The sequence below is a fragment of the Actinokineospora sp. PR83 genome (genome assembly GCF_021056305.1).
Lineage (GTDB): Bacteria > Actinomycetota > Actinomycetes > Mycobacteriales > Pseudonocardiaceae > Actinokineospora > Actinokineospora spheciospongiae.
The window spans coordinates 83,890-108,660 of sequence record NZ_JAJCXD010000066.1; the positions used below are offsets into that span (position 1 = coordinate 83,890).

At 73.3% G+C, this 24,771-nt stretch carries 22 protein-coding genes; 14 read left to right on the top strand and 8 right to left on the bottom strand.

The genetic code is table 11. The features are described 5' to 3' along the window. Positions 1–8: 8 nt before the first annotated feature. Together L6E12_RS22540 and L6E12_RS22545 are read right to left on the bottom strand one after the other, a co-directional pair. Positions 9–632, bottom strand: a complete 624-nt coding sequence (locus L6E12_RS22540; RefSeq protein WP_236229910.1) for a TetR family transcriptional regulator — start codon at positions 630–632, stop codon at positions 9–11. 142 nt (positions 633–774) lie between these two features. Further along, positions 775–2,178, bottom strand: a complete 1,404-nt coding sequence (locus L6E12_RS22545) for a KamA family radical SAM protein (RefSeq protein ID WP_236229911.1) — start codon at positions 2,176–2,178, stop codon at positions 775–777. 89 nt (positions 2,179–2,267) lie between these two features. Here L6E12_RS22545 and L6E12_RS22550 point away from each other — a divergent pair, with 89 nt between their 5' ends. From L6E12_RS22550 to L6E12_RS22580, 7 genes are all read left to right on the top strand, one after another. Further along, positions 2,268–3,314 carry an L-erythro-3,5-diaminohexanoate dehydrogenase gene (locus L6E12_RS22550; protein ID WP_236229912.1) on the top strand — a complete coding sequence of 349 codons (1,047 nt, stop codon included), beginning with the start codon at positions 2,268–2,270 and terminating at the stop codon, positions 3,312–3,314. Further along, complete coding sequence (locus L6E12_RS22555) at positions 3,311–4,951, top strand: amidohydrolase (protein ID WP_236229913.1); 1,641 nt, start codon at positions 3,311–3,313, stop codon at positions 4,949–4,951. Before L6E12_RS22550 ends, L6E12_RS22555 begins: the two co-directional genes overlap by 4 nt. Continuing rightward, positions 4,938–6,503: a lysine 5,6-aminomutase subunit alpha gene (locus tag L6E12_RS22560; protein WP_236229914.1), complete on the top strand. Its 1,566-nt coding sequence runs from the start codon at positions 4,938–4,940 to the stop codon at positions 6,501–6,503. The genes L6E12_RS22555 and L6E12_RS22560 overlap by 14 nt, the downstream gene beginning before the upstream one ends. Before the next feature lie 4 nt (positions 6,504–6,507). Continuing rightward, the gene (locus L6E12_RS22565; protein ID WP_236229915.1) at positions 6,508–7,311 is read left to right on the top strand and encodes an OAM dimerization domain-containing protein; all 804 of its coding nucleotides are present in this window, start codon (positions 6,508–6,510) and stop codon (positions 7,309–7,311) included. Continuing rightward, positions 7,308–7,712 carry a hotdog domain-containing protein gene (locus tag L6E12_RS22570; RefSeq protein WP_236229916.1) on the top strand — a complete coding sequence of 135 codons (405 nt, stop codon included), beginning with the start codon at positions 7,308–7,310 and terminating at the stop codon, positions 7,710–7,712. The genes L6E12_RS22565 and L6E12_RS22570 overlap by 4 nt, the downstream gene beginning before the upstream one ends. Before the next feature lie 208 nt (positions 7,713–7,920). Then, positions 7,921–9,996 carry an AMP-binding protein gene (locus L6E12_RS22575; RefSeq protein ID WP_236229917.1) on the top strand — a complete coding sequence of 692 codons (2,076 nt, stop codon included), beginning with the start codon at positions 7,921–7,923 and terminating at the stop codon, positions 9,994–9,996. Then, positions 9,993–10,523 (top strand): DUF3558 family protein, encoded by a 531-nt coding sequence (locus L6E12_RS22580; RefSeq protein ID WP_236229918.1) that lies wholly within the window; start codon positions 9,993–9,995, stop codon positions 10,521–10,523. Before L6E12_RS22575 ends, L6E12_RS22580 begins: the two co-directional genes overlap by 4 nt. Before the next feature lie 24 nt (positions 10,524–10,547). Here the strand turns inward: L6E12_RS22580 and L6E12_RS22585 are convergent, their stop codons facing one another. Both L6E12_RS22585 and L6E12_RS22590 read right to left on the bottom strand, forming a co-directional pair. Beyond that, positions 10,548–11,408, bottom strand: a complete 861-nt coding sequence (locus L6E12_RS22585) for a virginiamycin B lyase (protein WP_236229919.1) — start codon at positions 11,406–11,408, stop codon at positions 10,548–10,550. Further along, entirely contained in the window at positions 11,405–11,881 is a 477-nt protein-coding gene (locus L6E12_RS22590) for a nitroreductase/quinone reductase family protein (RefSeq protein ID WP_308075126.1), read from the bottom strand. The genes L6E12_RS22585 and L6E12_RS22590 overlap by 4 nt, the downstream gene beginning before the upstream one ends. Positions 11,882–11,997: 116 nt before the next feature. Between L6E12_RS22590 and lnt the strand changes: the two genes are divergently transcribed. Together lnt and L6E12_RS22600 are read left to right on the top strand one after the other, a co-directional pair. Next, on the top strand, positions 11,998–13,608 hold the full coding sequence (gene lnt, locus L6E12_RS22595) for an apolipoprotein N-acyltransferase (protein ID WP_236229920.1): 1,611 nt from the start codon (positions 11,998–12,000) through the stop codon (positions 13,606–13,608). 56 nt (positions 13,609–13,664) lie between these two features. After that, positions 13,665–14,432: a polyprenol monophosphomannose synthase gene (locus L6E12_RS22600; RefSeq protein ID WP_236229921.1), complete on the top strand. Its 768-nt coding sequence runs from the start codon at positions 13,665–13,667 to the stop codon at positions 14,430–14,432. Positions 14,433–14,552: 120 nt separating this feature from the next. On the opposite strand, the gene L6E12_RS22605 is transcribed toward L6E12_RS22600, so the two are convergent. Next, positions 14,553–14,894 (bottom strand): RNA polymerase-binding protein RbpA, encoded by a 342-nt coding sequence (locus L6E12_RS22605; RefSeq protein ID WP_035282262.1) that lies wholly within the window; start codon positions 14,892–14,894, stop codon positions 14,553–14,555. A 456-nt stretch (positions 14,895–15,350) separates the two neighbouring features. After that, complete coding sequence (locus L6E12_RS22610; protein WP_236229922.1) at positions 15,351–16,772, bottom strand: MFS transporter; 1,422 nt, start codon at positions 16,770–16,772, stop codon at positions 15,351–15,353. Positions 16,773–17,021: 249 nt separating this feature from the next. Between L6E12_RS22610 and L6E12_RS22615 the strand changes: the two genes are divergently transcribed. Continuing rightward, entirely contained in the window at positions 17,022–17,681 is a 660-nt protein-coding gene (locus L6E12_RS22615; RefSeq protein WP_236229923.1) for a transglycosylase family protein, read from the top strand. A 15-nt stretch (positions 17,682–17,696) separates the two neighbouring features. Here L6E12_RS22615 and L6E12_RS22620 read toward each other — a convergent pair whose 3' ends face one another. Next, positions 17,697–18,488: a glycerophosphodiester phosphodiesterase gene (locus L6E12_RS22620; RefSeq protein ID WP_236229924.1), complete on the bottom strand. Its 792-nt coding sequence runs from the start codon at positions 18,486–18,488 to the stop codon at positions 17,697–17,699. Between the two features lie 66 nt (positions 18,489–18,554). Here L6E12_RS22620 and L6E12_RS22625 point away from each other — a divergent pair, with 66 nt between their 5' ends. The 4 genes from L6E12_RS22625 (at position 18,555) to L6E12_RS22640 (ending at position 23,126) form a co-directional block, all read left to right on the top strand. Then, on the top strand, positions 18,555–18,908 hold the full coding sequence (locus L6E12_RS22625) for a hypothetical protein (RefSeq protein WP_236229925.1): 354 nt from the start codon (positions 18,555–18,557) through the stop codon (positions 18,906–18,908). A 61-nt stretch (positions 18,909–18,969) separates the two neighbouring features. Continuing rightward, positions 18,970–20,685, top strand: a complete 1,716-nt coding sequence (locus L6E12_RS22630; RefSeq protein ID WP_236229926.1) for an EAL domain-containing protein — start codon at positions 18,970–18,972, stop codon at positions 20,683–20,685. A gap of 112 nt (positions 20,686–20,797) precedes the next feature. Then, complete coding sequence (locus L6E12_RS22635; RefSeq protein WP_236229927.1) at positions 20,798–21,556, top strand: putative protein N(5)-glutamine methyltransferase; 759 nt, start codon at positions 20,798–20,800, stop codon at positions 21,554–21,556. 91 nt (positions 21,557–21,647) lie between these two features. Continuing rightward, complete coding sequence (locus tag L6E12_RS22640; protein ID WP_236229928.1) at positions 21,648–23,126, top strand: amidase; 1,479 nt, start codon at positions 21,648–21,650, stop codon at positions 23,124–23,126. A 367-nt stretch (positions 23,127–23,493) separates the two neighbouring features. Here the strand turns inward: L6E12_RS22640 and L6E12_RS35500 are convergent, their stop codons facing one another. Continuing rightward, positions 23,494–24,609, bottom strand: a complete 1,116-nt coding sequence (locus tag L6E12_RS35500; RefSeq protein ID WP_236229929.1) for a tyrosine-type recombinase/integrase — start codon at positions 24,607–24,609, stop codon at positions 23,494–23,496. Positions 24,610–24,771: the final 162 nt, after the last annotated feature.

Sequence of the window (24,771 nt, forward strand, 5' to 3'; positions counted from 1 at the left end):
GCTCCTCGTCAGGGTTGTTCGGTCGGTGCGGGCAGGCCGCGTTCGAGCAGGTGGAAGGCCTCGCTGAGGAGGTCGGCGAGGTCGGGTGGGTCGGTGGGGGTGGACCAGCGGGTGATGGCGACGCGGAAGGCGGCGCCCGCGGCGGCGGCGAGGAGTCGCGGGTAGGTGTGGTCCGCGGGCAGGTGGAGGCGTTCGGCGAGGGCGTCGGCGAGTTGCTGCTCGGTGGCGGCGCCGGAGAGGAAGGCGCGGTTGAGCAGGTCGGGGTGCTGTTGCACGACCTGCATCCGCAGCACCCAGCGGTGGTGGTCGACGTCGGCGGTGCGGATTTCGTCGAGGAGCATCTCGCGGACCGCGGTGAGGGGGTCCTCGTGCCGGGGTCGGTCCAGGACCATGGTGCGGATGCGGGCGCCGAGGTCGTCGTCGGGGATGAGGACGGCGTCTTCCTTGGAGGGGAAGTAGTTGAAGAAGGTGCGGGTGGAGACGCCCGCGCGTTCGGCGATGTCGTCGACGGTGACGTGGTCGAGGCCGCGTTCGGCGGCGAGGTCCAGTGCGGCGTCGGACAGGGCGGTCCGGGTTTCGCGTTTCTTGCGGTCGCGCAGGCCCTCGGTGCGCGCGGTGGCCGGTCTTGCCATGGGCCCAGCGTAGCGCGGTTGGGTGCAGTGTCTGCAAGTTTGCAGTATCTGCACCTTGGTGAGTTGGGTCTCGACTCTCCAGTGGGGACGGCGCCGGATCAGCCGCTTGCGAGCGGCTCATCCGGCGCCGTCCCCACGCGGGTCAGCGGGGGGTGTCGGCCCAGCGGCGCCTGCCCGATTCGGGGAGGGTGGAGATGGGGTCGTAGTAGGGGTAGCGGCGGTCGAGCACGTCGGTGTCTTCGAGGCGTTCGGTGCCCGCCCGGTAGTTCTTGGTCCAGTAGGACACGCCGAGGTCGCGGTCGTACTCGGCGAGCTGGTGCACCCAGCGCTTGCCGACGTAGGGGACGTCGCAGATGATGCGCGGGGTGGCGTAGCCGGGCAGGTAGCCCATGATGGCGTGCTGGAGTTGTTGGGCTTCCCAGACCGCGACCCGCCAGTGCTCGGCGTTGGGGATCATGTCGCACATGTAGAAGTAGTACGGGAGGATGTTCGCCTCCCCCTGCAGGGCGAAGCACAGGTCGAGCAGGGCTTCGGGGGTGGCGTTGACCCCGCGCATGAGCACGCCCTGGTTGCGCACGTCGCGGACGCCGACCTCCAGGGCGGTGCGGGTGGCTTCGGCGACCAGCGGGGTGAGGGTCTGGGCGTGGTTGACGTGGGTGTGGATGGCGAGGTTGACCCCGCGGCGGCGGGCGGTGCGGGCGACGCGTTCGAGTCCTTCGACGACGGTGGGTTGCAGCCAGTGCTGCGGCAGGGCGGCGAAGGCCTTGGTGGCGAGGCGGATGTCGCGCACGGTGGGGATGTCGAGCAGTCGCATGAGGAATGACTCGAGTTGCTTCCACGGCACGTTGGCCACGTCGCCGCCGGAGACGACGACGTCGCGGACGCCGGGGGTGGCCTTGAGGTAGTCGATCATGCGTTCCTGGCGGTCGACCGGTTTGAGGGCGAACCGGTGCTTGTCGACCTGGGGGGTGGAGTTGCCGACGAGGTCCATGCGGGTGCAGTGCCCGCAGTACTGGGGGCAGGTGGAGAGCAGTTCGGCGAGGACCTTGGTGGGGTAGCGGTGGGTCAGTCCCTCCACGACCCACATCTCCGCCTCGTGCAGGGAGTCGCGGGCGGAGTGGGGGTGGCTGGGCCAGGTGGGGTCGCGGTCGGTGGCGACGGGGAGCATGTAGTTGCGGATGGGGTCGGCGAGGAAGGCGGCGGTGAACGCCGCGGGGGTGGTGGGGGCGTCGGGGGCCATGGTGTTGAGCATCTGCGGGGGGATGAGCATCGACATCGTGGCCAGGTTCGCCTGGTCGGCGGCCAGGTCGGTGTAGAAGTCCTCGGTGAGCAGGTCGCCGACGACGCCGCGTAGCTGGGTGGCGTTCTTGACGCAGTGCGCGCGCTGCCACTGCGCGTCGCGCCACTGGGCCTCGGTGGCGTCGTGCCAGCCGGGGAAGCGCCGCCAGTCGGGTTCGACGAGTTCGCGGCGGACGTAGTCGTAGGGCTGGCCACTGCCCCGGGTCGCGGGGTCCGTGATCACGGAGTGATCGTCCAGTGCGGTCATCTCTACTCCTCGCCGATAGGGTTGCGTGAAGATATGCTGTCATATGGCTGTCTGGGCGTAAATTTTTCGGCAAGGAAGGGGTGGGTGCTGTGGCGACGCCGAGGACCGTCGGCTCTCCGCTGGGGCTGCACCGGGTGCTCGACGAGCCGGGGGTGCTGCCCCAGCGGGCCCGGCGGCTCGACCCCGACCCGACGCCGTGGCCGGACGAGGTGGTGGTCGACGTCGAGGTGCTCAACCTCGACGCCGCCTCCTTCCGGCAGTTGCGCGAGGAGCACGGCTCCGGGGAGCGGGTGCGGGCCGCGGTGGCCGCGATCGCGGCCGAGCGCGGGAAGGTGCAGAACCCGGTGACCGGGTCGGGCGGGATGCTGCTGGGCACGGTGCGCGCGGTCGGTCGTGAGTCCCCGCTGGGCCTGCGCGTCGGGGACCGGGTCGCCACGCTGGTGTCGTTGTCGCTGACCCCGTTGCGGATCACCGACGGGCTGGCGCGGTGGGACGGGGAGTCCGAGCAGGTGCCGTGCGCGGGGACCGCGGTGCTGTTCGGCCGCTCCATCGCCGCGGTGCTGCCGCCGGACCTGCCCGACGCGGTGGCGCTGTCGGTGCTGGACGTGTGCGGGGCGCCCGCGCTGACCGACCGGGTGGTGCGCGAGGCCGGGGCGGGGACGTCGGTGTGCGTGCTCGGTGGCGGTGGCAAGTCCGGGTCGCTGTCGCTGGCCGCCGCGCGCGCCGCGGGGGCCGGTCGGGTGGTGGCGCTGGTGCCGACCGAGGCCGAGGCCGCGGCGGTGCGCGCGGCCGGGTTGGCCGACGAGGTCGTGCTCGCCGACGCCCGGGACCCGGTGGCGGTGGCCGAGGCGGTGGGGGAGCCGGTGGGCGTGACCGTGGTGTGCGTGGACGTGCCCGGCTGCGAGCACGGGGCGATCCTGGCCACCGCCGACGGCGGCACGGTGGTGTTCTTCTCCATGGCGACGTCGTTCACCGCCGCGGCGCTGGGCGCGGAGGGCGTGGCGGCGGACGTGCGGATGCTGGTGGGCAACGGGTACGTGCCAGGGCACGCGGAGTTCGCGCTGTCGCTCTACCGCGCCGAGCCCGGGGTGCGGGCGTTGTTCGCCGCCCGGGAGCGGCAGACTCACACCCCATGACCAGCGCTGAGAAGCCCCCGACCACCCTGCTGCTCGGCGGCCGGATCCACTCCCCGGCCGACCCGCACGCCACCGCGATGGCCGTGGAGGGCGGTGTCGTGGTCTGGCTCGGGCAGGACTCCGTGGGCCGCGCCCTGCACCCCGACGCCGAGGTGGTGGAGCTGGACGGGGCGTTCGTGGCCCCGGCGTTCGTCGACGCGCACGTGCACACCACCTCCGCCGGGCTGCTGCGCACCGGTCTGGACCTGACCGGGTGCGCGTCGGCGGCCGAGTGCCTCGACGCGCTGGCCGCGCACGTGCGCGCCACCGGCGGCGCCCCGGTGTGGGGGCACGGGTGGGACGAGGCGGCGTGGCCGGACAAGCGCCCGCCGACCCGCGCGGAGATCGACCTGGCCTGCGCCGGGGCGCCGGTGTACCTGTCGCGGGTCGACGTGCACTCCGCGCTGGTGTCCTCCGCGCTGCTGGGGCGGGTGCCCGCGGTGCGCGGCGACGACGGGTTCGACCCCACCGGGCCGCTGACCCGCGACGCGCACCACCGGGTGCGCCGGGCCGCGCAGGAGGCGATCACCCCGGCGCAGCGGGCCGCCGCGCAGGACGGGTTCCTGCGCCACGCCGCGGCGATGGGGGTGGCCGCGGTGCACGAGTGCGCGGGCCCGCACATCTCCGGCCGCGACGACCTGGCCGCCCTGCTCGCCCGCGGCGGCGGCGACCGGCCCGAGGTGGTGGGCTACTGGGGTGAGCGGGGACCGGCGTCGCTGGCCGCCGAACTGGGGGTGCGCGGGCTGGCCGGTGACCTGTTCGTCGACGGTGCCCTCGGCTCGCGCACCGCGGCCCTGTGCTCCCCCTACACCGACGCCCCCGACACCTCCGGGGCGCTGTACCTCGACGCCCCGGCCATCGCCGAGCACCTGGTGGTGTGCACCGAGGCCGGGATCCAGGCCGGGTTCCACGTCATCGGCGACGGTGCGGTCGCCGAGGTCGTCGCCGGGTTCGACCTGGCCGAGCAGCGGGTGGGCCGCGCGGCGCTGGCCGGGTCGCGCCACCGCCTGGAACACCTGGAGATGGTCACCGCCGAGCAGGCCGACAGGCTGGGCCAGTGGGGGGTGGTGGCCTCGGTGCAGCCGCTGTTCGACGCCACCTGGGGCGGCCCGGGCGGCATGTACGCCGACCGGCTCGGCCCCGAGCGCGGGGTGGCGCTCAACCCCCTGTCGCGGCTCGCCGCCGCCGGGGTGGTCCTCGCCCTGGGCTCCGACGCCCCGGTGACCCGGCTGGACCCGTGGGCCACCGTCCGCGCCGCGGTGCACCACCGCACCGACGGCGCCGGGCTGTCGCCCCGGGCGGCGTTCACCGCCCACACCCGCGGCGGGTGGCGCGCCGCGGGCGTCGACGACGGGGTCACCGGCACGCTCGTGCCCGGCGCCCCGGCCACCTACGCGGTGTGGCGGGCCGACGAGCTGGTCACCGCGGGCACCGATTCCCGCGTGCGGCGCTGGTCGACCGACCCGCGCTCCCGCGTCCCCGGGCTGCCGCCGCTGGACCCCGGCGCCGAGCTGCCCGTGTGCCTGCGCACCGTGCGCAGCGGTCGGACCCTCTACGACCGGACCCGCGACGAGAAGGAGACCCATGCCGCTTCTTGACCTCGACCCGGCCGTGGTGTCCCGCGCCAGGGACCTGGCCGCCCGCGCCGCCGAACCGGTGGTGTCGCTGGCCCGCGCGCACACCACCGTCGCGGTGGAGCGGGCCACGCTGCGCCTGGCCGGGATCACCGGCGCCGACACCGCCCACCGCGCCGGGGACGTGCCCTGGGTCAACCGGGTCGTCGACACCGTCCGCGAGCACTGCGGCCTGGAGCACGGGGTGGTGCTGCCGGTGTTCCACGCCCTGCGCGAGCACGACCTGGGCTCGCTGACCGACCTCGCCGAGGCCACCGCCGCCGGTCAGGTGCGCTTCACCCTGCCCACCGGGGCCGCCGCGACCCGCGCGGGCAAGGCCGCCCGCGCCGCGGTGGCCAAGGGGCTGCGCACCGTCGACCGCAACCGGGCCACCCGCGACAAGCTCGTGGCCAGGCTGGGGGACCCGCCGCGGCGGCCGTGGATCTACCTGATCGTGGCCACCGGCGACATCGACGAGGACGTGGTGCAGGCCGCCAACGCCGCCCGCGCCGGGGCCGACGTCATCGCCGTCATCCGCTCCACCGGGCAGTCGCTGCTGGACTACGTGCCCGAGGGCGCCACCCACCACGGGTTCGCGGGCACCTACGCCACGCAGGAGAACTTCCGCATCATGCGCGCGGCGATGGACGAGGTCTCCCGCGAGGTGGGCCGCTACGTGCGGGTCACCAACTACGCCTCCGGGCTGTGCATGCCCGAGATCGCCGTCCTGGCCGGGCTCGAACGGCTCGACATGATGCTCAACGACTCGATGTACGGCATCCTCTTCCGCGACATCAACCCGATCCGCACCTTCGTCGACCAGCGGTTCTCCCGGCAGGTCCACGCCCGCGCCGGGATCATCATCAACACCGGCGAGGACAACTACCTCACCACCGACGACGCCGTGGACGCCGCGCACACCGTCACCGTGTCCCAGTTGCTCAACGAGCGCTTCGCCCACGAGGCCGGGCTGCCCGACGAGCTGCTGGGCCTCGGGCACGCCTTCGAGATCAACCCGGGGGTGCCCGACTCGTTCCGGCTGGAGCTGGCGCACGCGCTGCTGGCCCGCGAGCTGTTCCCGGACGCCCCGCTGAAGTGGATGCCGCCGACGAAGCACATGACCGGCAACGTGTTCGACGGCTACCTGCTCGACGGGTTCTTCAACCTCGCCGGGGTCCTCACCGGCCAGTCGATCCTGCTGGTCGGGATGATGACCGAGGCGGTGGTGACCCCGTTCCTGTCCGACCGCGACCTGGCCCTGGCCAACGTCCGCTACGTGCTGGAAGCGGCCGGGACCCTCGCCGAGGACTTCCGACCCGCCCCCGACGGGCTCATCGTCAAGCGCGCCCACCAGGTCCTCGGCGAAGCCGTCGACCTGCTCGAACGCGTCGTCGACGACGGGCTGCTGACCGCCATCGGCCGCGGCACCTTCGGGCTGATGAAGCGCCCCGCCGACCGGGGCAAGGGCGCCGTCGGCGTCGTCGAGAAGGCCGAGGGCTACCTCAACCCCGCCACCACCCTGCTCGACGGGGAGTGACCCGGTGGGCGACAACACGACGGAAGGCGACGCGGTGATGCAGAACGACCCTGCGGGGACGCGGAACCCCCAGCCCCGCCACGTCCGCCCCTACGGCGACACCACCGGCGACGGCATGGCCCAGCTCTCGTTCACCCTGCCCGTGCCGCACGGGCCCCGCGCCGACGGCGCCGCGCAGCAACTGGCCAACAAGATGGGCATGGACCCGGCGATGGTCGTGCACTCGCACCCCATCGGCACCGACTTCACCTTCTTCGTCGTCTACGGCTCGGTCACCCACCTCGTCGACCTCGACGCCGTGCGGGTCGTCGAACGCGACTACCCGCTGCTGCCGCCCGCGGAGGTCAACGCCGCCCTCAAGCGGCGGCTGCGGCGCAAGCTCGTCGTGGTCGGGGCGTGCATCGGCACCGACGCGCACACCGTGGGCATCGACGCGATCCTCAACATCAAGGGCTTCGCCGGGGAGAAGGGCCTGGAGTACTACCGGGAACTGCGGGTGGTCAACCTCGGCGCCCAGGTCACCGTGCCCGACCTGGTCCGCAGCGCCCGCGCCGAGAAGGCCGACGCGGTGCTGGTCTCGCAGGTGGTCACCCAGCGCGATGCGCACATCCTCAACACCCAGGAGATGTCCGCGGCGTTCCGCGAGGCCACCGGGGCGGACTGCCCGCTGCTCATCGCCGGTGGCCCCCGGTTCGACCCGCTGATGTCGGCCGAACTCGGCGTCGACCGGGTCTTCGGCCGCGGCACCACCCCCGGCGAGGTCGCCAGCTACCTCGTGCACGCCATCACCGAGAGGACAGCGGCATGAGCCCGCAGCACCCCACCCCCACCGAGGGCACCTCGGTGACCCACCGCCGCTACGTGCCGCACTCGCACGCCCACTACGGCGGCGCTCTCGTCGACGGCGCCTACGGGCTGGGCCTGTTCGGCGACGTCGCCACCGAGCTGTGCGTGCGCACCGACGGCGACGAGGGGCTCTTCGCCGGGTACACCGGGGTGCAGTTCCTCGCCCCGCTGCACGCCGGTGACGTCGTCGAGGCCACCGCGACCCTGGTGCGGGTGGGCACCCGCTCGCGCGGCATGGAGTTCGAGGCCCGCGTGGTCTGCCGCGCCGCCCCCGACCGCGGCCCCTCCGCCGCCGACGTGTGCGATCCCCCGATCGTGATCACCCGGGCCACCGGAACGGTGGTGGTCCCGCCGAGGACGTGACAACCGGTCACCTGGCTTTGATTGCCCCCCGGCAAATCCGGAGCGTCACAACTGCCCGGTAACCAGGGGATTCGGCTGGGCCGTGCGAGTGATCTTCCTCCACATTGGGCCATTTGGCCCACGCCGTGCTTGCACCCGTTAGCGGGCGGCTGATAACAACCCGGTGAACCAGGGGTGACCCTGAGGGCACCGGGTCGTACGGAGGAACATGCCGACCGAGCTCGTCGAGGTGGAGCAGGTCCTCGGTCACACCCCGGAGCAGGTCTGGGAACTGATCGGGGACCCCGCCCTCTACTCCCGCTACGTCCGCGAGATCGCCACCGCCGAACGCGTGGCCGCGCCGTCGCGCAACCCCCGCTACCGGGTCCGGTTCAGCGTGCACGGCGGGCCACCGGTGCCCGACGAGGTCGAAGTCCTCGTCAGCCGCCCCAACGAGCACCTGGTGCTGGTCAGCCCCCGCTGGCACGACGGCCACCTCAGCGTCCGCCTCGAAAGCGTCCGGGGCGACGCGAGCGGCCGCGCGCGCACCCGCATCCAGGTGATGCTGTCGCTGCCGGACTCGCTGACCGCCGGGACCGTGCTCACCCCCTCCTGGACGCGCAAGCGGATCCGCAAGGCCCTCGCCCTGATGGACCACCACCTGGCCGGGCGCGCGCTCACCGTCTCGCCCACCCGCATCGACCAGGCCGCCCGGGGGCAGACCGCGCTCACCGTGGCCCGCACCCTCGCCCGCGCCGGGATCCTCGGCCCCGGCCGCCCGGACAAGATCGTCCGCCAGCTCGGCGAGCTGTCCCGGTGGGGGGCCACCCTCGTCGGCGGCTACCGGGCCGCGGCCGCCCGCGTCCCCGACACCCTGGCCGTGCGCGACGAACGCGGCGGCCTCACCTACGCCGAGGTCGACGCCCGCACCACCCGCCTGGCCAACGCCCTCGCCGAGCGCGGGGTCCGCCAGGGCCGCCGGGTGGCGGTGATGTGCCGCAACCACGCCGGGCTGGTGGAGTCCACCATCGCCTGCGGCAAGCTCGGCGCCGACGTGGTGCTGCTCAACACCGGCCTGTCCGCCGACCAGGTCGCCGACCTCGTCGCCGAGCACCGGCCGATCGCCCTGCTCGCCGACGCCGAGTTCGCGCCCCTGTTCCACCACCTGCCCCGCTCGCTGACCTGGATCTCCACCTGGTCGGCCGCCCCCGGCGACCTGACCACCGATGCCCTCGTCGCCGACGGCTCACCCGCGCCCATCAGCCCGCCCGCCCAACCGGGGCGGATCATCGTGCTCACCTCCGGCACCACCGGCACTCCCAAGGGCGCCCGCCGCCGCACCCCCTCCGGCCTCGGTGCCGCCGCCGCGGTGCTCTCCCGCATCCCGCTGCGCGCCGGGGAGCGGGTGCTGGTCTCCGCGCCCCTGTTCCACACCTGGGGCCTGGCCGGGATGCAGCTGTGCATGCCGCTGCACGCCACCATGACCCTGCAACGGCGGTTCGACCCGGAAGCCGCGCTGCGCGTCATCGCCGAGCAGCGCATCACCGCCTTCTTCGCCGTCCCGGTCATGCTGCAGCGGATCATGGACCTGCCCGCGCACGTGCGCGACCGCTACGACACCTCCTCGCTGCGGGTCGTGGCCTCCAGCGGCTCCGCGCTGCCCGGGTCGTTGGTCACCTCGTTCATGGACACCTTCGGCGAGGTCCTCTACAACCTCTACGGGTCCACCGAGGTGTCCTGGGCGTCCATCGCCACCCCCGCCGACCTGCGCGCCGCCCCCGCCACCGCGGGCCGCTGCCCGGTCGGCACCAAGGTCGGCATCCTCGACGCCGACGGGCACCCGCTGCCCCCCGGCGCGGTCGGGCGCATCTGCGTGGGCAACGAGATGCTGTTCGAGGGCTACACCTGCGGGAGCACCCCGGAGATGCACGACGACCTGATGGTCACCGGCGACCGCGGCTACCTCGACGCCGACCGGCGGCTGTTCGTCTCCGGCCGCGACGACGACATGATCGTCTCCGGTGGGGAGAACGTCTTCCCCCGCCCGGTGGAGGAACTGCTGCTGTCCATCGACGAGGTCGCCGACGTCGCCGTGGTGGGCGTCGCCGACCACGAGTTCGGCCAGCGCTTCGCCGCCTACCTGGCCCTCAAACCCGGTGCCCGGCTCGGCGTGACGGCGGTGCAGGAGTTCATCCACGAGCACCTGGAGCGCTACTCGGTGCCCCGGGACGTAATCTTCGTCCGAAAGGTCCCGCGCAACGCGACCGGCAAGGTCGTCAAGCGCCTGTTGGTGGAGCAGGAATGACTGTGCGATCGTTCGCCGCTGTGACGGCTGTGGTGTTGTCCCTGTTCGCCGCCGGGTGTTCGGCCGACGAACCCACCGGCCCCCCGCCGCCCGCCCCCATCGGGGAGGGACCGCTGCGGCTGACCGACCCGTGCACCCTGCTGCCCGCCTCGGAGGTCTCGGTCGCCGGGCTGCGCCCCGCCACCCCCGGCCCGGCCCGCAACGACGGCTACCGCGACTGCCGCTGGGTGCACGGGGAGGAGAAGAAGTTCGACCACCAGGTCAACGTCACCGTCATCGCCAGCGCCGAGTTCCCGACCGTGCAGGACAACGAGGCGTTCGCGGTGGACACGATGTCGCCCGGGGGCCGGGAGGGCAAGCGGCTGCGCTACCAGGGCACCGCGGGCTGCCAGTACGTCCTCGACACCGCCCCGGCCGAGCGGGTCTCGATGACCGTGCTGGCCTCGGCGGGGACGGTGGAGCAGGCGTGCGCCCTGCTCGACTCCTACGCCACCAGCATGGTCAAGGCCCTGCCCGCCGGGGTCTAGGCCGGGTGCCGTGGCGGCTGGGGTTCAGCGGTCCGCGGTGACGCGGGCCAGCTCGCCGGACTCCAGCGCCACCCACACCCGCCGACCCCACACCGACAGGCCGTGGGGTTCCGACCCCGGGGGCAGGGGCGGGGCGTGGGTGATCCGCCCGCGCGGGTCGACGTGGCCGAGGCGGGCGGCGCCCCACTCGGTGAACCAGCAGCCGCCCGCCCCGTCCGGGGCGATGGCGTGCGGGCGGGCGTCGCGGTCGGGCAGGGGGAGTTCGCGGATGCGGCCGCCGGGGTCCACCCGCCCCAGGGCGCCCGCGCCGATCTCGACGAACCACAGGTGCCCGCCGGAGCAGGTGATACCCACCGGCCCGGCGTCCGGGGTGGGCAGCGGGTGCACGGTCACCGCCCGGTCGGGGGTGATCCGGGCCAGGGCGTTCGCCTGGTTGAGGGTGCACCACAGCGCCTGGTCCGGGCCCACGGCCAAGCCCGCGGGGAAGCAGTCGGCGGGCAGGTCCACCAACTCCACCGACCCGTCCGGGGCGAGCACCCCGACCCGGTGGCCCTCGGTGTCGGTGAACCACAGCGACCCGTCGCCGGTGAGGACCAGGCCGTAGGGGACACCGGGGACCGGCACCGAGGTCTGCGAGCCGTCGGGGGCGATCCGACCCAGGTGGCCGTCGCCGTGGCGGCTGAACCAAACCGAGCCGTCCGGGGCGGGCACGATCGCCGTCGGTGCCGCCCCCGGGGCCAGGTCGAACCGGGTGGACGCGCCGTCGGGGGTGCGGCGGACGACGGCGTCGGCGTGCACGAGGGTGACCCACAGCGTGTCCGGCGCCGTCTGGGCGATGCCGTACGGGCCTTCGCCGGGCGCGGCGAACGGCTCGACCTCGGTCACCGGAGGGGTTCGACCACCACCAGCGGGATCTCCCGCGGCGCCTTGGCCTGGTAGGCGTCGTAGTCCGGCCACAGGGACGTCATCAGGTGCCACAGCCTCGGTTTCTCCTCCGCGGTCGCCCGGCGGGCCCTGGCGACGAACCGGTCCGGCCCCACCTGGAGTTCGACCTCGCCGTCGGCCACCAGGTTCAGGTACCACGCCGGGTCCGCCGGGGCGCCGCCGTTGGAGGCCACCAGGACGTAGCGGCCCTCCTCGTCGAGACCGTAGACCAGGGCGGTGCGCCTGCGCTTGCCCGACCGGCGGCCGCGGGTGGTCAGCAGCAGCATATCCAGCCCGTCGACCACCTCGGTCTCGGTGCCGCCGGACTCCACGTAGCGGCGGATGTGCTCGGCGACGAAACCCAGCGGGCTGTCGACGACACCGCCGGGGTCGGTGCGCTGCGGCTCGTCCGAGCCGCCGTCGGAGAAGCTCATCCCGGCGACGCTAGCAGCGGTGCGCGTGCCCGGGCGGGGCATTCGGACTCACCCTCGACTTGAGGGGGCCCGCAACACCGCGGGGACGCTGCGCCGGGTGGCCGTAGGCTGGCGCGGTGGTCGTCCCCGCCGTCGCACCGGACCCCGGTCCGGACACCCCCACCCGCCCCGCCCGCCTCGCCGTGCTGCTGCGCTGCGCCGCCGTGCTGGCCGCCGGTGGGCTCACCTACCTGGCCTGGCCGCCGCGCACCCTGTGGTGGCTGGCCCCGATCGGGTTGGCCGTGCTGGGCTGGGTGCTGCGCGGGCGGCGGGCGCGCGCCGGGTTCGGCTACGGGGTGCTGTTCGGCCTGGGCCTGATGACCCCGGCCCTGGCCTGGACCGGGGTGTTCGTCGGCCCGGTCGCCTGGTTGCCGCTGAGCCTGCTCGAAGCCCTGTTCGTCGGGCTGGCCTGCGCGGCGATGGCCGTGGTCAGCAGGCTGCCCGGGGCGGTGCTGTGGACGGCGCTGCTGTGGGTGGCGGGGGAGACGCTGCGCTCGGTGGTGCCCTTCGGCGGGTTCCCGTGGGTCAAGCTCGCCTTCAGCCAGCCCGAGGGCCTGTACCTGCCGCTGGTCTCCCTCGGCGGCACCCCGCTGATCGCGCTCGCGGTCTGCCTGACCGGCTTCGGCCTCGGCGAACTCGCCCACCGCCTGGCCACCGGGCAGGGCACCCCGAAGCTGCTGCTGGTCCCGGTGCTGGCCACCGTGGCGCCCCTGCTGGCCGGGATCGCGGCCACCGGGGCCGTGGGCACCGACGCTGACTCCGGCGAGGTGACCGTCGCCGCCGTGCAGGGCAACGTGCCGCGCGCCGGGCTGGACTTCAACGCCCAGCGCCGCGCCGTGCTCGACAACCACGTCACCCGCACCCACCAGCTCGCCGCCGACGTCCGCGCGGGCCGGGTCCCCCAGCCCGACCTGGTCATCTGGCCGGAGAACGCCTCCGACATCGACCCGTTCCGCAACGCCGACGCCCATGCCCTCATCGACGCCGCCGCCCGCGACATCGGCGTGCCCATCGCCGTCGGCTCGGTCGTCGTCGGCGAGGACCGGCTGCCGCGCAACACCGTGGTGCTGTGGGACCCGCAGCGCGGGCCGGTCGACCAGTACACCAAGCGGCAGTTGCAGCCCTTCGGCGAGACCATGCCGATGCGGTCGCTGTTCCGCCTCTTCAGCGCCGAGGTCGACCGGGCGGGCAACTTCCAGCCCGGCACCGACCCCACCGTGTTCACCATGGGCCGGGCCAGGGTGGCGCTGGCCACCTGCTACGAGGTGGCGTTCGACCCGGTGGTGCGCGACTCGGTGCGCAACGGGTCGAACCTGCTGGCCATCCCCACCAACAACGCCACCTTCGGCCGCTCGGAGATGACCTACCAGCAGCTCGCCATGGACCGGGTGCGCGCGGTCGAGCACGGCCGCAGCGTCGTCGTGGCGGCCACCAGCGGGGTCAGCGCGCTGATCCGCCCGGACGGGTCGGTCCTCGCCGAAACCGGCCTTTTCACCCCCGCCGCACTGGTGGCGGCGCTGCCGCTGCGGTCGGCGACTACGATGGCGGACCGATTGGGCGTGTGGCCGGAAGCGGTCATGGTGGCCGTCGCCCTCGCCGCGCTGGTGTCCGCACTGGTGGCGGGCAGGCGCGCACGGACGACCGGGGCTGGTGTGGCGACCACCCCGGGCGCCCCCCGACAGGCCTGACGGCGACAGGTTCGATGGTCCGGGGCGCCCGCGCACCGGCGAGGAGGAGACCGCGCATGGCGGAGCAGCCGCACGATCCCGCACAGCTCGACCCGGTGCTGGTGGTGATCCCGACCTACAACGAGCGGGAGAACCTCGGGATCATCATCGGACGGCTCAACGCCGCACTGCCCGGGGCGCACGCGCTGGTGGTCGACGACGGCAGCCCCGACGGCACCGGTGAGCTGGCCGACGAGCTGGCCGCCGCCGACGAGCGGGTGCACGTGCTGCACCGCACGGAGAAGGCGGGCCTGGGCGCGGCGTACCTGGCCGGGTTCACCTGGGCGCTGGAGCACGACTACGCCGTCATCGTCGAGATGGACGCCGACGGCTCGCACGCCCCCGAGGACCTGCCGAGGATGCTCGACGCCCTCGGCGAGGCCGACCTGGTGCTCGGCTCCCGGTACGTGCCCGGCGGCAGGGTCGTCAACTGGCCCAAGAGCCGCGAGGTGCTCTCCCGGGGTGGCAACCTGTACTCCCAGTTGGCGCTGGGGGCGAAGGTCCGCGACATCACCGGCGGCTACCGGGCGTTCCGGCGGGCGGTGCTGGAGAAGCTCAAGCTGGGCAACGTCGCCTCCCAGGGCTACTGCTTCCAGGTCGACCTGGCCTGGCGCACCATCGAGGCCGGGTTCACCGTGGTCGAGGTGCCGATCACCTTCACCGAGCGCGAGCGCGGCCAGTCGAAGATGAGCGGAAACATCGTCCGCGAGGCGCTGTGGCGGGTCACCAAGTGGGGCCTGCGCCGCCGGGGCAACCAGCTCAAGGCGCTGCTGCGCATCAAGTGAACGCCGTCGAGCGCCCCACCCGGTCGCGGGTGGGGCGCTCGACGGTCGTGCCGCGGGCAAGGAAACGGCCGCCCGAGTGGGGGAGGCCCGGGCGGCCGTCGGTCTGGCGGTGTGGTGCGGCTAGGCGGGGCGGCGGCGCGTGCGCAGCTCAGCCAGGCGCTCGGTCAGCAGGTCCTCCAGCTCCGGGATCGAGCGGCGTTCCAGCAGCATGTCCCAGTGCGTGCGCGGCGGCTTGACCTTCTTCGGTTCCGGGTCGGACCCGTCGATCATCTTCGACTCGAGCCCGTGCAGCCTGCACTCCCACACCGAGGGGACCTCGGCGTCGTCGGAGAAGGGGACCTCGAAGTCGTGGTCCTTCGGGCACGCGTACCGGACCGTCCGGCGGGGGGCCAGGTCGTGATTGCGGTCAGTCTCGTAGCTGACCGCACCTAGCCGGCTACCACGGAGAACACGGTCGGCCATAGCGGTGTCCTTTCACTCGGCTCGTCCAGCAGAGCCCGGGGTGTTGCTCACCCAGCGCAACGAACAGAGCGGGGAAGGCATTCCCCGACCGCCCGCCGCGATCGCTCAGGGTGACATTCTTCACCCGTCAACGACAGCGTCCTACTGAGAGATGCCCGTTTTCCGGTTTCATGACGCGCCGCTCCACGATCGACGCCGACATCTCACCCACTTGGGGGATGATAGCTGTCAACCGCGTGTTCAGGCGATGGAGAGTTGTTCCCGAGCCACAACTTCGCCCCCGGGATCACCTCGGCGCAGGTGACGGGGACAGCGCGCGTGATGACGCACCGTAATTGAGGCGACGTCGAGTTCGACCGAGCCTTTGTCACCGTGGGTAGCGAAGCGGGTGGTTTCCGTGTGCGCGACGACCGCCGCGGTCCCCTCCATCGACCGGGTTGCCCGTGCCGGGAGCCCCTAGAGCAATTCCGGGGCCTTGTTGCCCACCGCGGCGATCGCGCGGCGCACCGGCACGAAGTACATCAGCACCAGCCCGACGAAGAAGAAGATCACCAGCGAGATGATCGCGTACCGGTAGGACCCCGTCGTCGAGGCCATCACCGCGAACACCAGCGGGCCCAGCCACGAGGTGGCGCGCTCGCCGATCTCGTAGACGGAGAAGTACTGCGCCTCCTTGCCCGGGGGCACCATCTGGCTGAACAGCGACCGTGACAGCGCGTTCGTGCCGCCGAGCACCAGGCCGATGCCACCGGCGAGGGCGTAGAACTGCAACGCCTGCCCGGCCTGCACGAAGTACGCCGCGCCGATCACCAGCACCCACACCAGCAGGCTGGCCATGATCGTCTTCTTGGCGCCGATGCGCCTGGCCACCAGCCCGTGCAGCACCCCGCCGAAGAACGCCACGAACTGCACGATGAGGATGGTGGTGATCAGCACCTCCGCCTCGAAGCCCAGCTCCTCGCTGCCGTACTGGGCCGAGACGTTGGCGACGGTGGCGATGCCGTCGGTGTAGATCAGGTAGGTGCCCAGGAACGCCAGGGTCAGCGGGAACGCCCTGGCGTGGCGCAGGGTGTCGCGCAGCTCGCGGAACCCGGCGGTGACCACCGACCCCCGCGCGGGCGGCAGGTCGGCGCGGTCGTGGTGCCCGCGCAGCCGCCGCAGCGGGATCAGGGTGAACAGCGACCACCAGATCCCGGAGGTCACGAACGCGATCTGCGCGGCGTTGCCCGCGGTGATGCCGAGGCTGTCGCGGAACAGGTACACCACGAGCTGGATGGCCAGCGCCACCCCGCCGCCGAGGTAGCCGAACGCCCAGCCGTTGGTGGAGAGCCGGTCGCGCTCGTCGGCGGTGGCGATCTCGGGCAGGTACGAGTAGTAGATGACCACCGAGGTGCCGTAGCCGATGTTGCCGAGGATGAACAGCACCACCCCCAGCCCCCAGGCGCCGCCGCCGACCAGGGCCATCGCCGCGGTGGCGATCGACCCGCCGAAGGCGAACGCGGCCAGCATGGGCTTCTTGTTGGTGCTGCGGTCGGCGATGGCGCCCATCAGCGGCACGATCAGCACCTGGATGACGGTGGCGATGGAGAGCAGGTACCCCCACAGCGACCCGGCCGGGAAGTGCAGGCCGAGCAGGGTGATGTCGCAGTTGTTGAGCCGGTCGCTCTCCCCGGCGGCGTCCTGGCAGGCGCGGGTGCCGTTGAGCGCGGTGTCGGACTGGGCGGCGGTGGCGGCGACCTCGGTGAGGTAGAGGGAGCCGAACACGGTGGTCACCGAGGTGGGGAACACCGAGTTCGCCCAGTCGTACCAGCACCACCCGCGTTGCTCGCGGCGGCGGGCCCCCGCCTCGCCCGCGTCGGGGGTGCTGTCGTCGACCATGCTCAAAACCGCCTCCGCCGTGCTCGTGTGCAGGCGGAGAGTACGGGTTGCCCGGTGGCGGCGGTCACGCCGGAGCGGGACCCGTCGCCGAACGTTCACCCGCTACGACCGTTCGGCCCAACGTCAAACCCACCGAATGGCCCATCGCTGGATGGGATGACAGGTCGCGGCGAGACGGACAACCGGTGAGGTATGTGTGACCGGTGGGGCGATTGTGGACAGTGGGAGCGCCGCTTACCGTCGTCGATCATGGCTGGAGCGCGCGGGTTGCCGAGACTGCTGACAGTGCTGACGACCGTGGGCGCCGCGACGGTGGTCCCCGCCGGTCAGGCCGCCGCCGACCCCCCGGCCCGGGACTGGGCGCGGCTGCGGCAATGCGAGTCCAGCGGCCGCTACGCCACCAACACCGGCAACGGCTACTACGGCGCCTACCAGTTCGACCTGCCCACCTGGCGCAGCGTCGGCGGCACCGGCAGCCCGCACCAGGCCACCCCCGCCGAACAGGACTACCGGGCCCTGTACCTGTACCGGATGCGCGGCTGGCAGCCGTGGACGTGCGCGGGCACCCTGGGCCTGCGCGCCGACGGCGACGCCCGCAGCAAACGCGTCCCCACCTACGCCGAATCCGCCTACATCGGCGGCGGTGCCACCCCCGCCCCGGCGCCTGCAGGCGCACCCCCGTGGCCGGGCAAGGTCTTCACCTACGGCGACTGCGACCCGGACCTGCGCCCCTGGCAGCTTCGGATGAACGCCCACGGCTACCACTTCGAGGGCACCGGCTGCTACTACGCCGAGACCCGCACCGCGGTCTTGGCCCTGCAACGCGCCAACGGCATCACCGATTCCGGCCAACTGGGCCCCAAGACCTGGCGCGCGGCGTGGGAGGGCACCCCGCCGCCGCGACCCTGAGCCGCCCGGGTCCGCTCAGGCGGTGGCCCACAGCCCGCGCTCGACGAGCACGTCGCGCAGCACCGCCGGGTCGTCGGTCATCAGCCCGTCGACCCCCAGGTCCAGCAGCGCGCGCATGCTCGGCGCGTCGTCGATGGTCCACACGTGCACCTCCGCGCCCCGGCGCCGCGCCAGCGCCACCATCCGGGCGTCGACCACCGTCAGCGGGCCCTGCCGCACCGGCACCTGCGCCACCAGCGGCCGGGTAGCCGGCCGGGAGAACCGCGCGGGCACCCGCTTGCCCACCCAGAACCCCAGGATCGCCCGCACCCCCATCGACGTGAGCACCCGAGGCCCGGCCAGCGCCCGCACCCGCGCCATCCGCGCCTCGGAGAACGACGCCAGGCACACCCGGTCCCACGCGTCGGCCTCGGCGAGGACCTCCAGGGCCGGTTCGACCACCGCGTCGGACTTCAGGTCGATGTTCAGCCGCGCCCCCGGCACCGCCGCCAGCAGCTCCGCCAGGGTCGGCACCGGCTCCCGGCCGCCGATGTTCGCCGCCCGCACCCGCTCCCAGGTCTGCGCGGCGATCGGGCCGCGGCCGTCGGTGGTGCGGTCGAGCACCGCGTCGTGGTGGACCACCACCACACCGTCGCTCGTGGCGTGCACGTCGGTCTCCAGGTAGTGGTAGCCCTCGGCGACCGCCCGGCGGAACGCGGGCAGGGAGTTCTCCAGGCCCGCGAGGTCGTCGCGGTGCCAGCCCCGGTGCACGAACGCCCGGGGGTGCGGGCCGCTGAGGAAACCGTGGGTGCGCGGGTCGGTGGACACCCGTCGAGTGTGCCCCAGCGGCGTGGCTCGGGAGTGGCGCACGGGTGTCGGCTAGCGTCCCGGGACATGACCGGTCCGACAGCCGCGTCCGGGCGCCGGGGCGCGCCGCGGCACTGCGGGTGGTGCGGGCGCGAGATCACCGGGGCCGCCACCGGTGGGCGCCCGCGCCGCTACTGCGCCCAGTCCTGCCGCCAGCGAGCCTACGAGCGCCGCACCCAGGTCCAGCGCGGCGGCCTGCCCGAGGACGCGGTGGTCCTCTCGGCGGCGGAACTGTCCGACCTGCAGGACCGGTTGTTCCGGCTGCGCTGCGCCGCAGAGGACGTGGTGACCGCGGTCGACGACGGGGCCGGGGCCGCTGAGCTGCGGATACTCGCCGAGCGTGTCGGTTCCAACGCGCAGGGGCTCGAGCGACTGCGCTGAACAGGACCGGTCCACTACGCTTCGTGCGCATGTCCCCACGACAACGGGTGAGGGAGGTCGGGTGACGCCCCCTGCGAACAGCCCGTCGGCGGTGCTGGACACCACCGACACCGCCTTCGCGCTGACCGACCTGCGCGCGCACGTGCGGTGGGCGAACCCGGCCATGAGCGACCTGCTGGGCATGACCACCGAGCAGTGCACGGGCCGGTCGCTGACCGCGCTGCTGGCGGGCGCCCCCGACTGCCCGCCCGAGGACGGCTCCGACAGCGAGGACACCGTCATCTCGGTGCCGCGCCCGGACGGGTCCGGGCACCGGTGGCTGGAGATCCGCTGCACCAAGGCCGAGGACGAGCAACTGCTCTACCGGGTCACCGACGTGACCCGGTGGCGCAAGCGCGAACTGGGTGACGCCGGGCTGGCCAAGCACCAGGACGAGCTGCTGCGCTTGGTCGACGAGGACCCGCTGACCGGGCTGCCCAACCGCCGCGCCCTGACCCGCGAGCTGGAGCGGCAGCTCGCGCTGGGGGCGCGCGGGGCGTTCCTGCTGCTCGACCTCGACCACTTCAAGGACATCAACGACCTGCACGGGCACCCCACCGGTGACCGGGTCATGTGCACCCTGGCGTCGCTGCTGCGCGACCGCATCGGCTCCGGGCAGGTGCTGGGCCGGTTGTCCGGCGACGAGTTCGCCGCGGTGCTCGCCGACGTCGACGAGCGGGCCGCGGTCGCCGCGGCCGACCGGCTGCGCAACGCCATCGCCGCGATCCCGATGTCCGGGGTCGCCGGGGCCAGCCGCATCACCGTCAGCATCGGCATCGCCATGTTCGAGGCGGGGGTGGGCTGGGACGAGGTGCTGGCCAACGCCGACATGGCGCTGTACGCGTCGAAGGCGGCGGGCCGCAACCGGGTCACCGTCTACGAGCAGGGCCACTACCAGGACACCGCCCTGCGGGTCACCGTCGTCGAACGGGTCCGCGCCGCCCTGCGCGACGGCGGGTTCGTGCTGCACGCGATGCCGATGGTGAAGCTGGGCAGCGGCCGGGTCATCGGCCACGAGCTGCTGCTGCGCCTGGAGGACGGCCGCGAGCCGCGCCTGGGCCCGGGGGAGTTCCTGCTCGCCGCGGAGCGCTCGGACCTGGTGTTCGAGATCGACCGGTGGGTGGCCGACAAGGCGATCCAGACGCTGGTGGAGCACCCGTACCCGGGTCTGCGGTTCAACGTCAACGTCTCCGGCCGCACCCTGGAGGACGAGGACTTCGGTGACTTCGTCCTCGATCGGCTGACCGCCGCCGGGGTGGCGCCGGGCAGGCTGGGCTTCGAGATCACCGAGACCGCGGCCGTCACCAACCTCGACGCCGCCCGGTCGCTGGCCCAGCAGCTACGCGCCTCCGGCTGCCGCATCACCCTCGACGACTTCGGCTCCGGGTTCGGCTCGTTCGTGCACCTCAAGCAACTCCCGATCACCGGCCTCAAGATCGACGGCGAGTTCATCCACGGCATCGACTACGGCTCCCGCGACACCGTGCTGGTGCAGGGCCTGGTCGACATCGCCCGCGGCCTGGGCCTGTCGGTGGTGGCCGAGTGGGTCGAGCGCGCCACCCAGGTCGAGGCGCTCTCGCGGCTGGGGGTACGCGTCGCGCAGGGCTTCCACCTGGGCAAACCGGAGCCGCTGGAGGACCTGCTGGCCCGCCCGCACGGTGTGTGGATGCGCCGCCCGACGCTGATGCAGGACGTGCCCCCGGCAACCGCGACGACCCCGGCGGGGGAGCCGCAGTAGGGTTCACGGGTTTCCGCCCGTGAGGAGTGGCCGTGCCGGACCTGCCCGATCCGCTCACCGACCGCCCGACGCGGGCCGGTGCGCTGTTCCCGACCCCGGCTCGGGCGGCCTGATGCTGCAGGCGGTGGTGACCCGGTTGCGGGCGGCGGGCTGCGTGTTCGCCGAGGACGAGGCCACCCTGCTCCTCGCCGCCGCCCCCACCCCGGCCGACCTCGACGCCCTCGTCACCCGCCGGGTCGACGGCGAACCCCTGGAGCACCTGCTGGGCTGGGTGGCCTTCGACGGCCTGCGCGTCCCGGTCGACCCGGGGGTGTTCGTCCCCCGCCGCCGCACCGAGTTCCTGGTGGAACTCGCCGCGCCCCTGCTGACCCCGGGCTCACTGGTCGTCGACCTGTGCTGCGGCTGCGGCGCCGTCGGCATCGCCCTGCAGGCCAGGGTCCCCGGGGTGGAGGTCCACGCCGCCGACCTCGACCCCGCCGCCGTGGCCTGCGCCGCCCGCACCCTCCCGGACGTCCACGAGGGCGATCTGTACGACGCCCTCCCCCCGGCACTGCGCGGCCGGATCACCGTCCTCGCCGTCAACGCCCCCTACGTCCCCACCGACTCGATCACCCTGATGCCCCCCGAGGCCCGCGACCACGAACCCCACCTGGCCCTCGACGGCGGCCCCGACGGCGTCGCCCTGCACCGCCGCGTCGCCGCCCACGCCCGCGACTGGCTGGCCCCCGACGGTCACCTGCTGGTCGAAACCAGCCAGGCCCAGTCCACCCTGACCGCCGAGGCGTTCCACGCGGCAGGACTCACCGCGACCATCCACCACGACGAGAACCGCTACGCCACAGTCATCTCAGGAACCCGCACCGACCAATGAGGACCGGCACCACGCCCTGCCCGTGACCTGGTGATCCATTGTGCGAAATAGAATTTTATGCCCTCTAGGGCAGGTCGATACCGTCGAATCCATGGAATGGAACCTCCGCTCGGCCGAAGAACTCGCGGCCGCGCTGCGCGCCGGTGAAGTGACCTCGGTGGAACTGACCGACGAGGCGATCGCCCGCATCGAGCGCGACGACAAGGCGATCAACGCGATCTGCGTGCCGGACTTCGACCGCGCCCGGGCCGCCGCGCGCGGCGCCGACCGGGCGCGCGCCTGCGGTGAGGACCGGCCGCTGCTCGGTGTCCCGGTGACGGTCAAGGAGTGCTACGACGTGGCCGGGCTGCCCACGACCTGGGGCATGCCGCACCACCGCGACCACGTGCCCGCCGAGGACGCGGTGCAGGTGTCGCGGATCAAGGCCGCGGGCGCGGTGGTGCTGGGCAAGACCAACGTCCCGCTGGGGCTTCAGGACATCCAGAGCTTCAACGAGATCCACGGCACCACCAACAACCCGTGGGACCACGACCGCACGTCGGGCGGATCCTCCGGCGGGTCGGCGGCGGCCCTGGCGTCCGGGTTCGGTGCGCTGTCCATCGGCTCCGACCTCGCCGGTTCGCTGCGCACCCCCGCGCACTTCTGCGGCGTCTACGCGCACAAGCCGACACTCGGTCTGGCGGCGACCCGCGGCATGGTCGCGCCGCCCGCGCAGGCCCTGCCGGTCGACCTCGACCTCGCCGTCGTCGGTCCGATGGCGCGCACCGCCCGCGACCTCGCGCTCCTGCTCGACGTCATGGCCGGACCGGACCCGCTGACCCACGGCATCGCCTACGACGTGGCGCTGCCACCCGCCCGCCACGAACGGCTCGCCGACTTCCGGGTCCTGGTCCTCGACGAGCACCCGCTCATCCCGACCGGGGCGGCCGTGCGCGCGGGTGTGCACCGGGTGGCCGACGCGCTCGCCGACGGCGGCGCCCGCGTCGAACGGCGCAGTCCGCTGCTGCCGGATCTGACCGACGCCGCGACGCTCTACATGCAGTTGTTGTTCTCGGGCACCGTCGCGCGTTTCCCCACCGAGGCCTACGAGCAGTTGCAGGTGCTCGCCGCCGCACTGGGCGCGGACGATCGGGGCCTGGACGCGGCGCGGCTGCGCGCCATGGTGTTCAGCCACCGCGACTGGCTGGAGGTGAACAACCGCCGCGAGCTGCACCGACACCGCTGGCGGCAGCTCTTCACCGAGTTCGACGCCGTGGTGTGCCCGATCACCCCCACTCCCGCCTTCCCCCACGACCACAGCCCCGACCTGCTGCAACGCCGCATCGACATCGACGGCGCCGAGCACCCGTACTTCGACCAGCTCGTCTGGGCCGGGCTGGCCACCATGCCCGGCCTGCCCGCCACCGCCGTCCCCGCGGGCCGGTCCCCCGAGGGCCTGCCGGTGGGGGTGCAGCTCATCGGCCCGATGTTCGAGGACCGCACCCCGCTGCGGCTGGCCGAACTGCTTGAGCAGAGGATCGGCGGCTTCCGGGCACCGGAGCAGGCCGCACTCCCGAGCACCGCGGACTAGGTCCGCAAAGCCGCCCAGCCACCCGACAAACCGCAGGCCCGGCGAGCGAATGCCCGGGTGGGTGGATGTGCTCAGCGGCGACGACCCTCGCAACCGCCGGCCGGGCACCCACACCACAAGCAGGACGCGGCCTAGGTCGTGTCCTCGAAGCCCGGGATTTTGCTGGTGTGCCCGGCTGGGTGGATGTGTTTGGCCGGGGCCCCTATGGCGATCATGTGCCCAGTGTGACCGAGTGGGGCTGAAGAGATGCCCCACAGCCCAGGCAGGCTTGCACATGATCGCCACCCCCGGCCAAACACATCCACCCACCCGGGCATTTTCGTAGCCGGGCCTGCGGTTTTCAGGCGGTCGGCTTTGAGGACAGGCCCTAGCGCCTGCGCTGGCGCGCGATGGCCTCCGACAGGTGCCAGACGGCGCTGTTGGCCAGGTCGTCGTGGTCGTGCAGGTAGCGCTGGGTGGTGGTCACCGTGGCGTGGTCGAGCATCCGGCGGACCTGTTCCAGGGTGGCCCCGGCGGCGAGGGCGGCGGTGCCCGCGGTGTGCCGGGCCGAGTGCGGGCTCAGGGTGCGCCAGCAGGTGAGCCCGGCCTGGCGGGCCAGGTCGCGCATCTTGGCGTCGATGTCGTTCTGCCCCAGCGGCTGCCCGCCCCGGTACTGCGGCAGGTGCGGGTGCGGGGTGGAGACGAACAGGTAGCCGCCGAGGTCCGACACGGCGACGCCCTCGCGCTCGGCGCGGACCCGCAGGTACTCGGTGATCACCTCCACCACGTGCGGCGGCAGCGGTTTGCGGCCGAAGTCGTCGGCGTCGCCGCGGGACTTGCGGCGGTAGCGCAGGACCGTGTAGCCGGCGGTGTGGCGCAGGTCCTCCACGCGGGCGGTGGCCCCGGCGGTGACCCGCAGGCCGATGCTGAACAGCACGGTGAGCAGGGCCGCGTCGCGCCAGGCGGTCTCGGTGCCCAGGCGGCGGGCGCGGGCGAGGAGCCAGTCGAGGAAGCCCACCATCTCCTCCACGGTCAGCGAGGTGGTGGTGGACTCGCGGGAGACCCGCGGCCGCTCGGTCGCCGCGGCGGGGTTGCGCACGTCGACCTCGTTGGCGATCAGGTACCGGTACCAGGACGACACCACCGCCAGCCGCTTCGCCGTCGTGGCCCGTGACGGCGCCACCGCCACCTGCCTGCCCTGCTCGTCGCGGCGGGTGGCGGTCATGCCGGTCTTCCACGCGTCGGTGTCGGCCTTGCGCGCGGCCAGCGGGTCGACCCCGTGCTCGGCGCACCACGCCAACCACGAGCCGAGCGCCTGGTAGTAGCCGCGGCGGCTGGTCTGGCTGAGCCCGGCCAACCACACCGAGGTGAGGCTGCGCGCGTGGTAGCGGTCGTCGGGGTCGGGCGGAGGCAGCGCGGGCAGCAGGTCGACGGCCTCGCCGATCAGCCGCAGCAGCCCGTTGCCGTCGGTGAAGGCCGGTGCCCGGTAGTGCTGGAGGTCCACCGCGCCACGGTATCGACCGTCCCCCCGCGACGGTCCGGGCCGGGTGCTGCCGCGCGGTTGACGGGTGCGCTGCGCCCGTGGTCGCCCGACCACCTCACCGGCGGCGCCGATCAACCTCGCATCTCTGCTGCGCATCTCCCCGATGTCTTCTCCCCCTCCCCC

Bases quoted from the DNA above. Each gene is read 5' to 3' on its own strand.
- L6E12_RS22610 (WP_236229922.1), bottom strand. From the start codon at position 16,772: ATGGTCGACGACAGCACCCCCGACGCGGGCGAGGCGGGGGCCCGCCGC.
- L6E12_RS22545 (WP_236229911.1), bottom strand. From the start codon at position 2,178: ATGACCGCACTGGACGATCACTCCGTGATCACGGACCCCGCGACCCGG.
- L6E12_RS22575 (WP_236229917.1), top strand. From the start codon at position 7,921: ATGCCGACCGAGCTCGTCGAGGTGGAGCAGGTCCTCGGTCACACCCCG.
- L6E12_RS22640 (WP_236229928.1), top strand. From the start codon at position 21,648: ATGGAATGGAACCTCCGCTCGGCCGAAGAACTCGCGGCCGCGCTGCGC.
- L6E12_RS22560 (WP_236229914.1), top strand. From the start codon at position 4,938: ATGCCGCTTCTTGACCTCGACCCGGCCGTGGTGTCCCGCGCCAGGGAC.
- L6E12_RS22590 (WP_308075126.1), bottom strand. From the start codon at position 11,881: ATGAGCTTCTCCGACGGCGGCTCGGACGAGCCGCAGCGCACCGACCCC.
- L6E12_RS22635 (WP_236229927.1), top strand. From the start codon at position 20,798: ATGCTGCAGGCGGTGGTGACCCGGTTGCGGGCGGCGGGCTGCGTGTTC.
- L6E12_RS22600 (WP_236229921.1), top strand. From the start codon at position 13,665: ATGGCGGAGCAGCCGCACGATCCCGCACAGCTCGACCCGGTGCTGGTG.
- L6E12_RS22615 (WP_236229923.1), top strand. From the start codon at position 17,022: ATGGCTGGAGCGCGCGGGTTGCCGAGACTGCTGACAGTGCTGACGACC.
- L6E12_RS22580 (WP_236229918.1), top strand. From the start codon at position 9,993: ATGACTGTGCGATCGTTCGCCGCTGTGACGGCTGTGGTGTTGTCCCTG.
- L6E12_RS22605 (WP_035282262.1), bottom strand. From the start codon at position 14,894: ATGGCCGACCGTGTTCTCCGTGGTAGCCGGCTAGGTGCGGTCAGCTAC.
- L6E12_RS22625 (WP_236229925.1), top strand. From the start codon at position 18,555: ATGACCGGTCCGACAGCCGCGTCCGGGCGCCGGGGCGCGCCGCGGCAC.
- L6E12_RS22555 (WP_236229913.1), top strand. From the start codon at position 3,311: ATGACCAGCGCTGAGAAGCCCCCGACCACCCTGCTGCTCGGCGGCCGG.
- L6E12_RS22570 (WP_236229916.1), top strand. From the start codon at position 7,308: ATGAGCCCGCAGCACCCCACCCCCACCGAGGGCACCTCGGTGACCCAC.
- L6E12_RS22540 (WP_236229910.1), bottom strand. From the start codon at position 632: ATGGCAAGACCGGCCACCGCGCGCACCGAGGGCCTGCGCGACCGCAAG.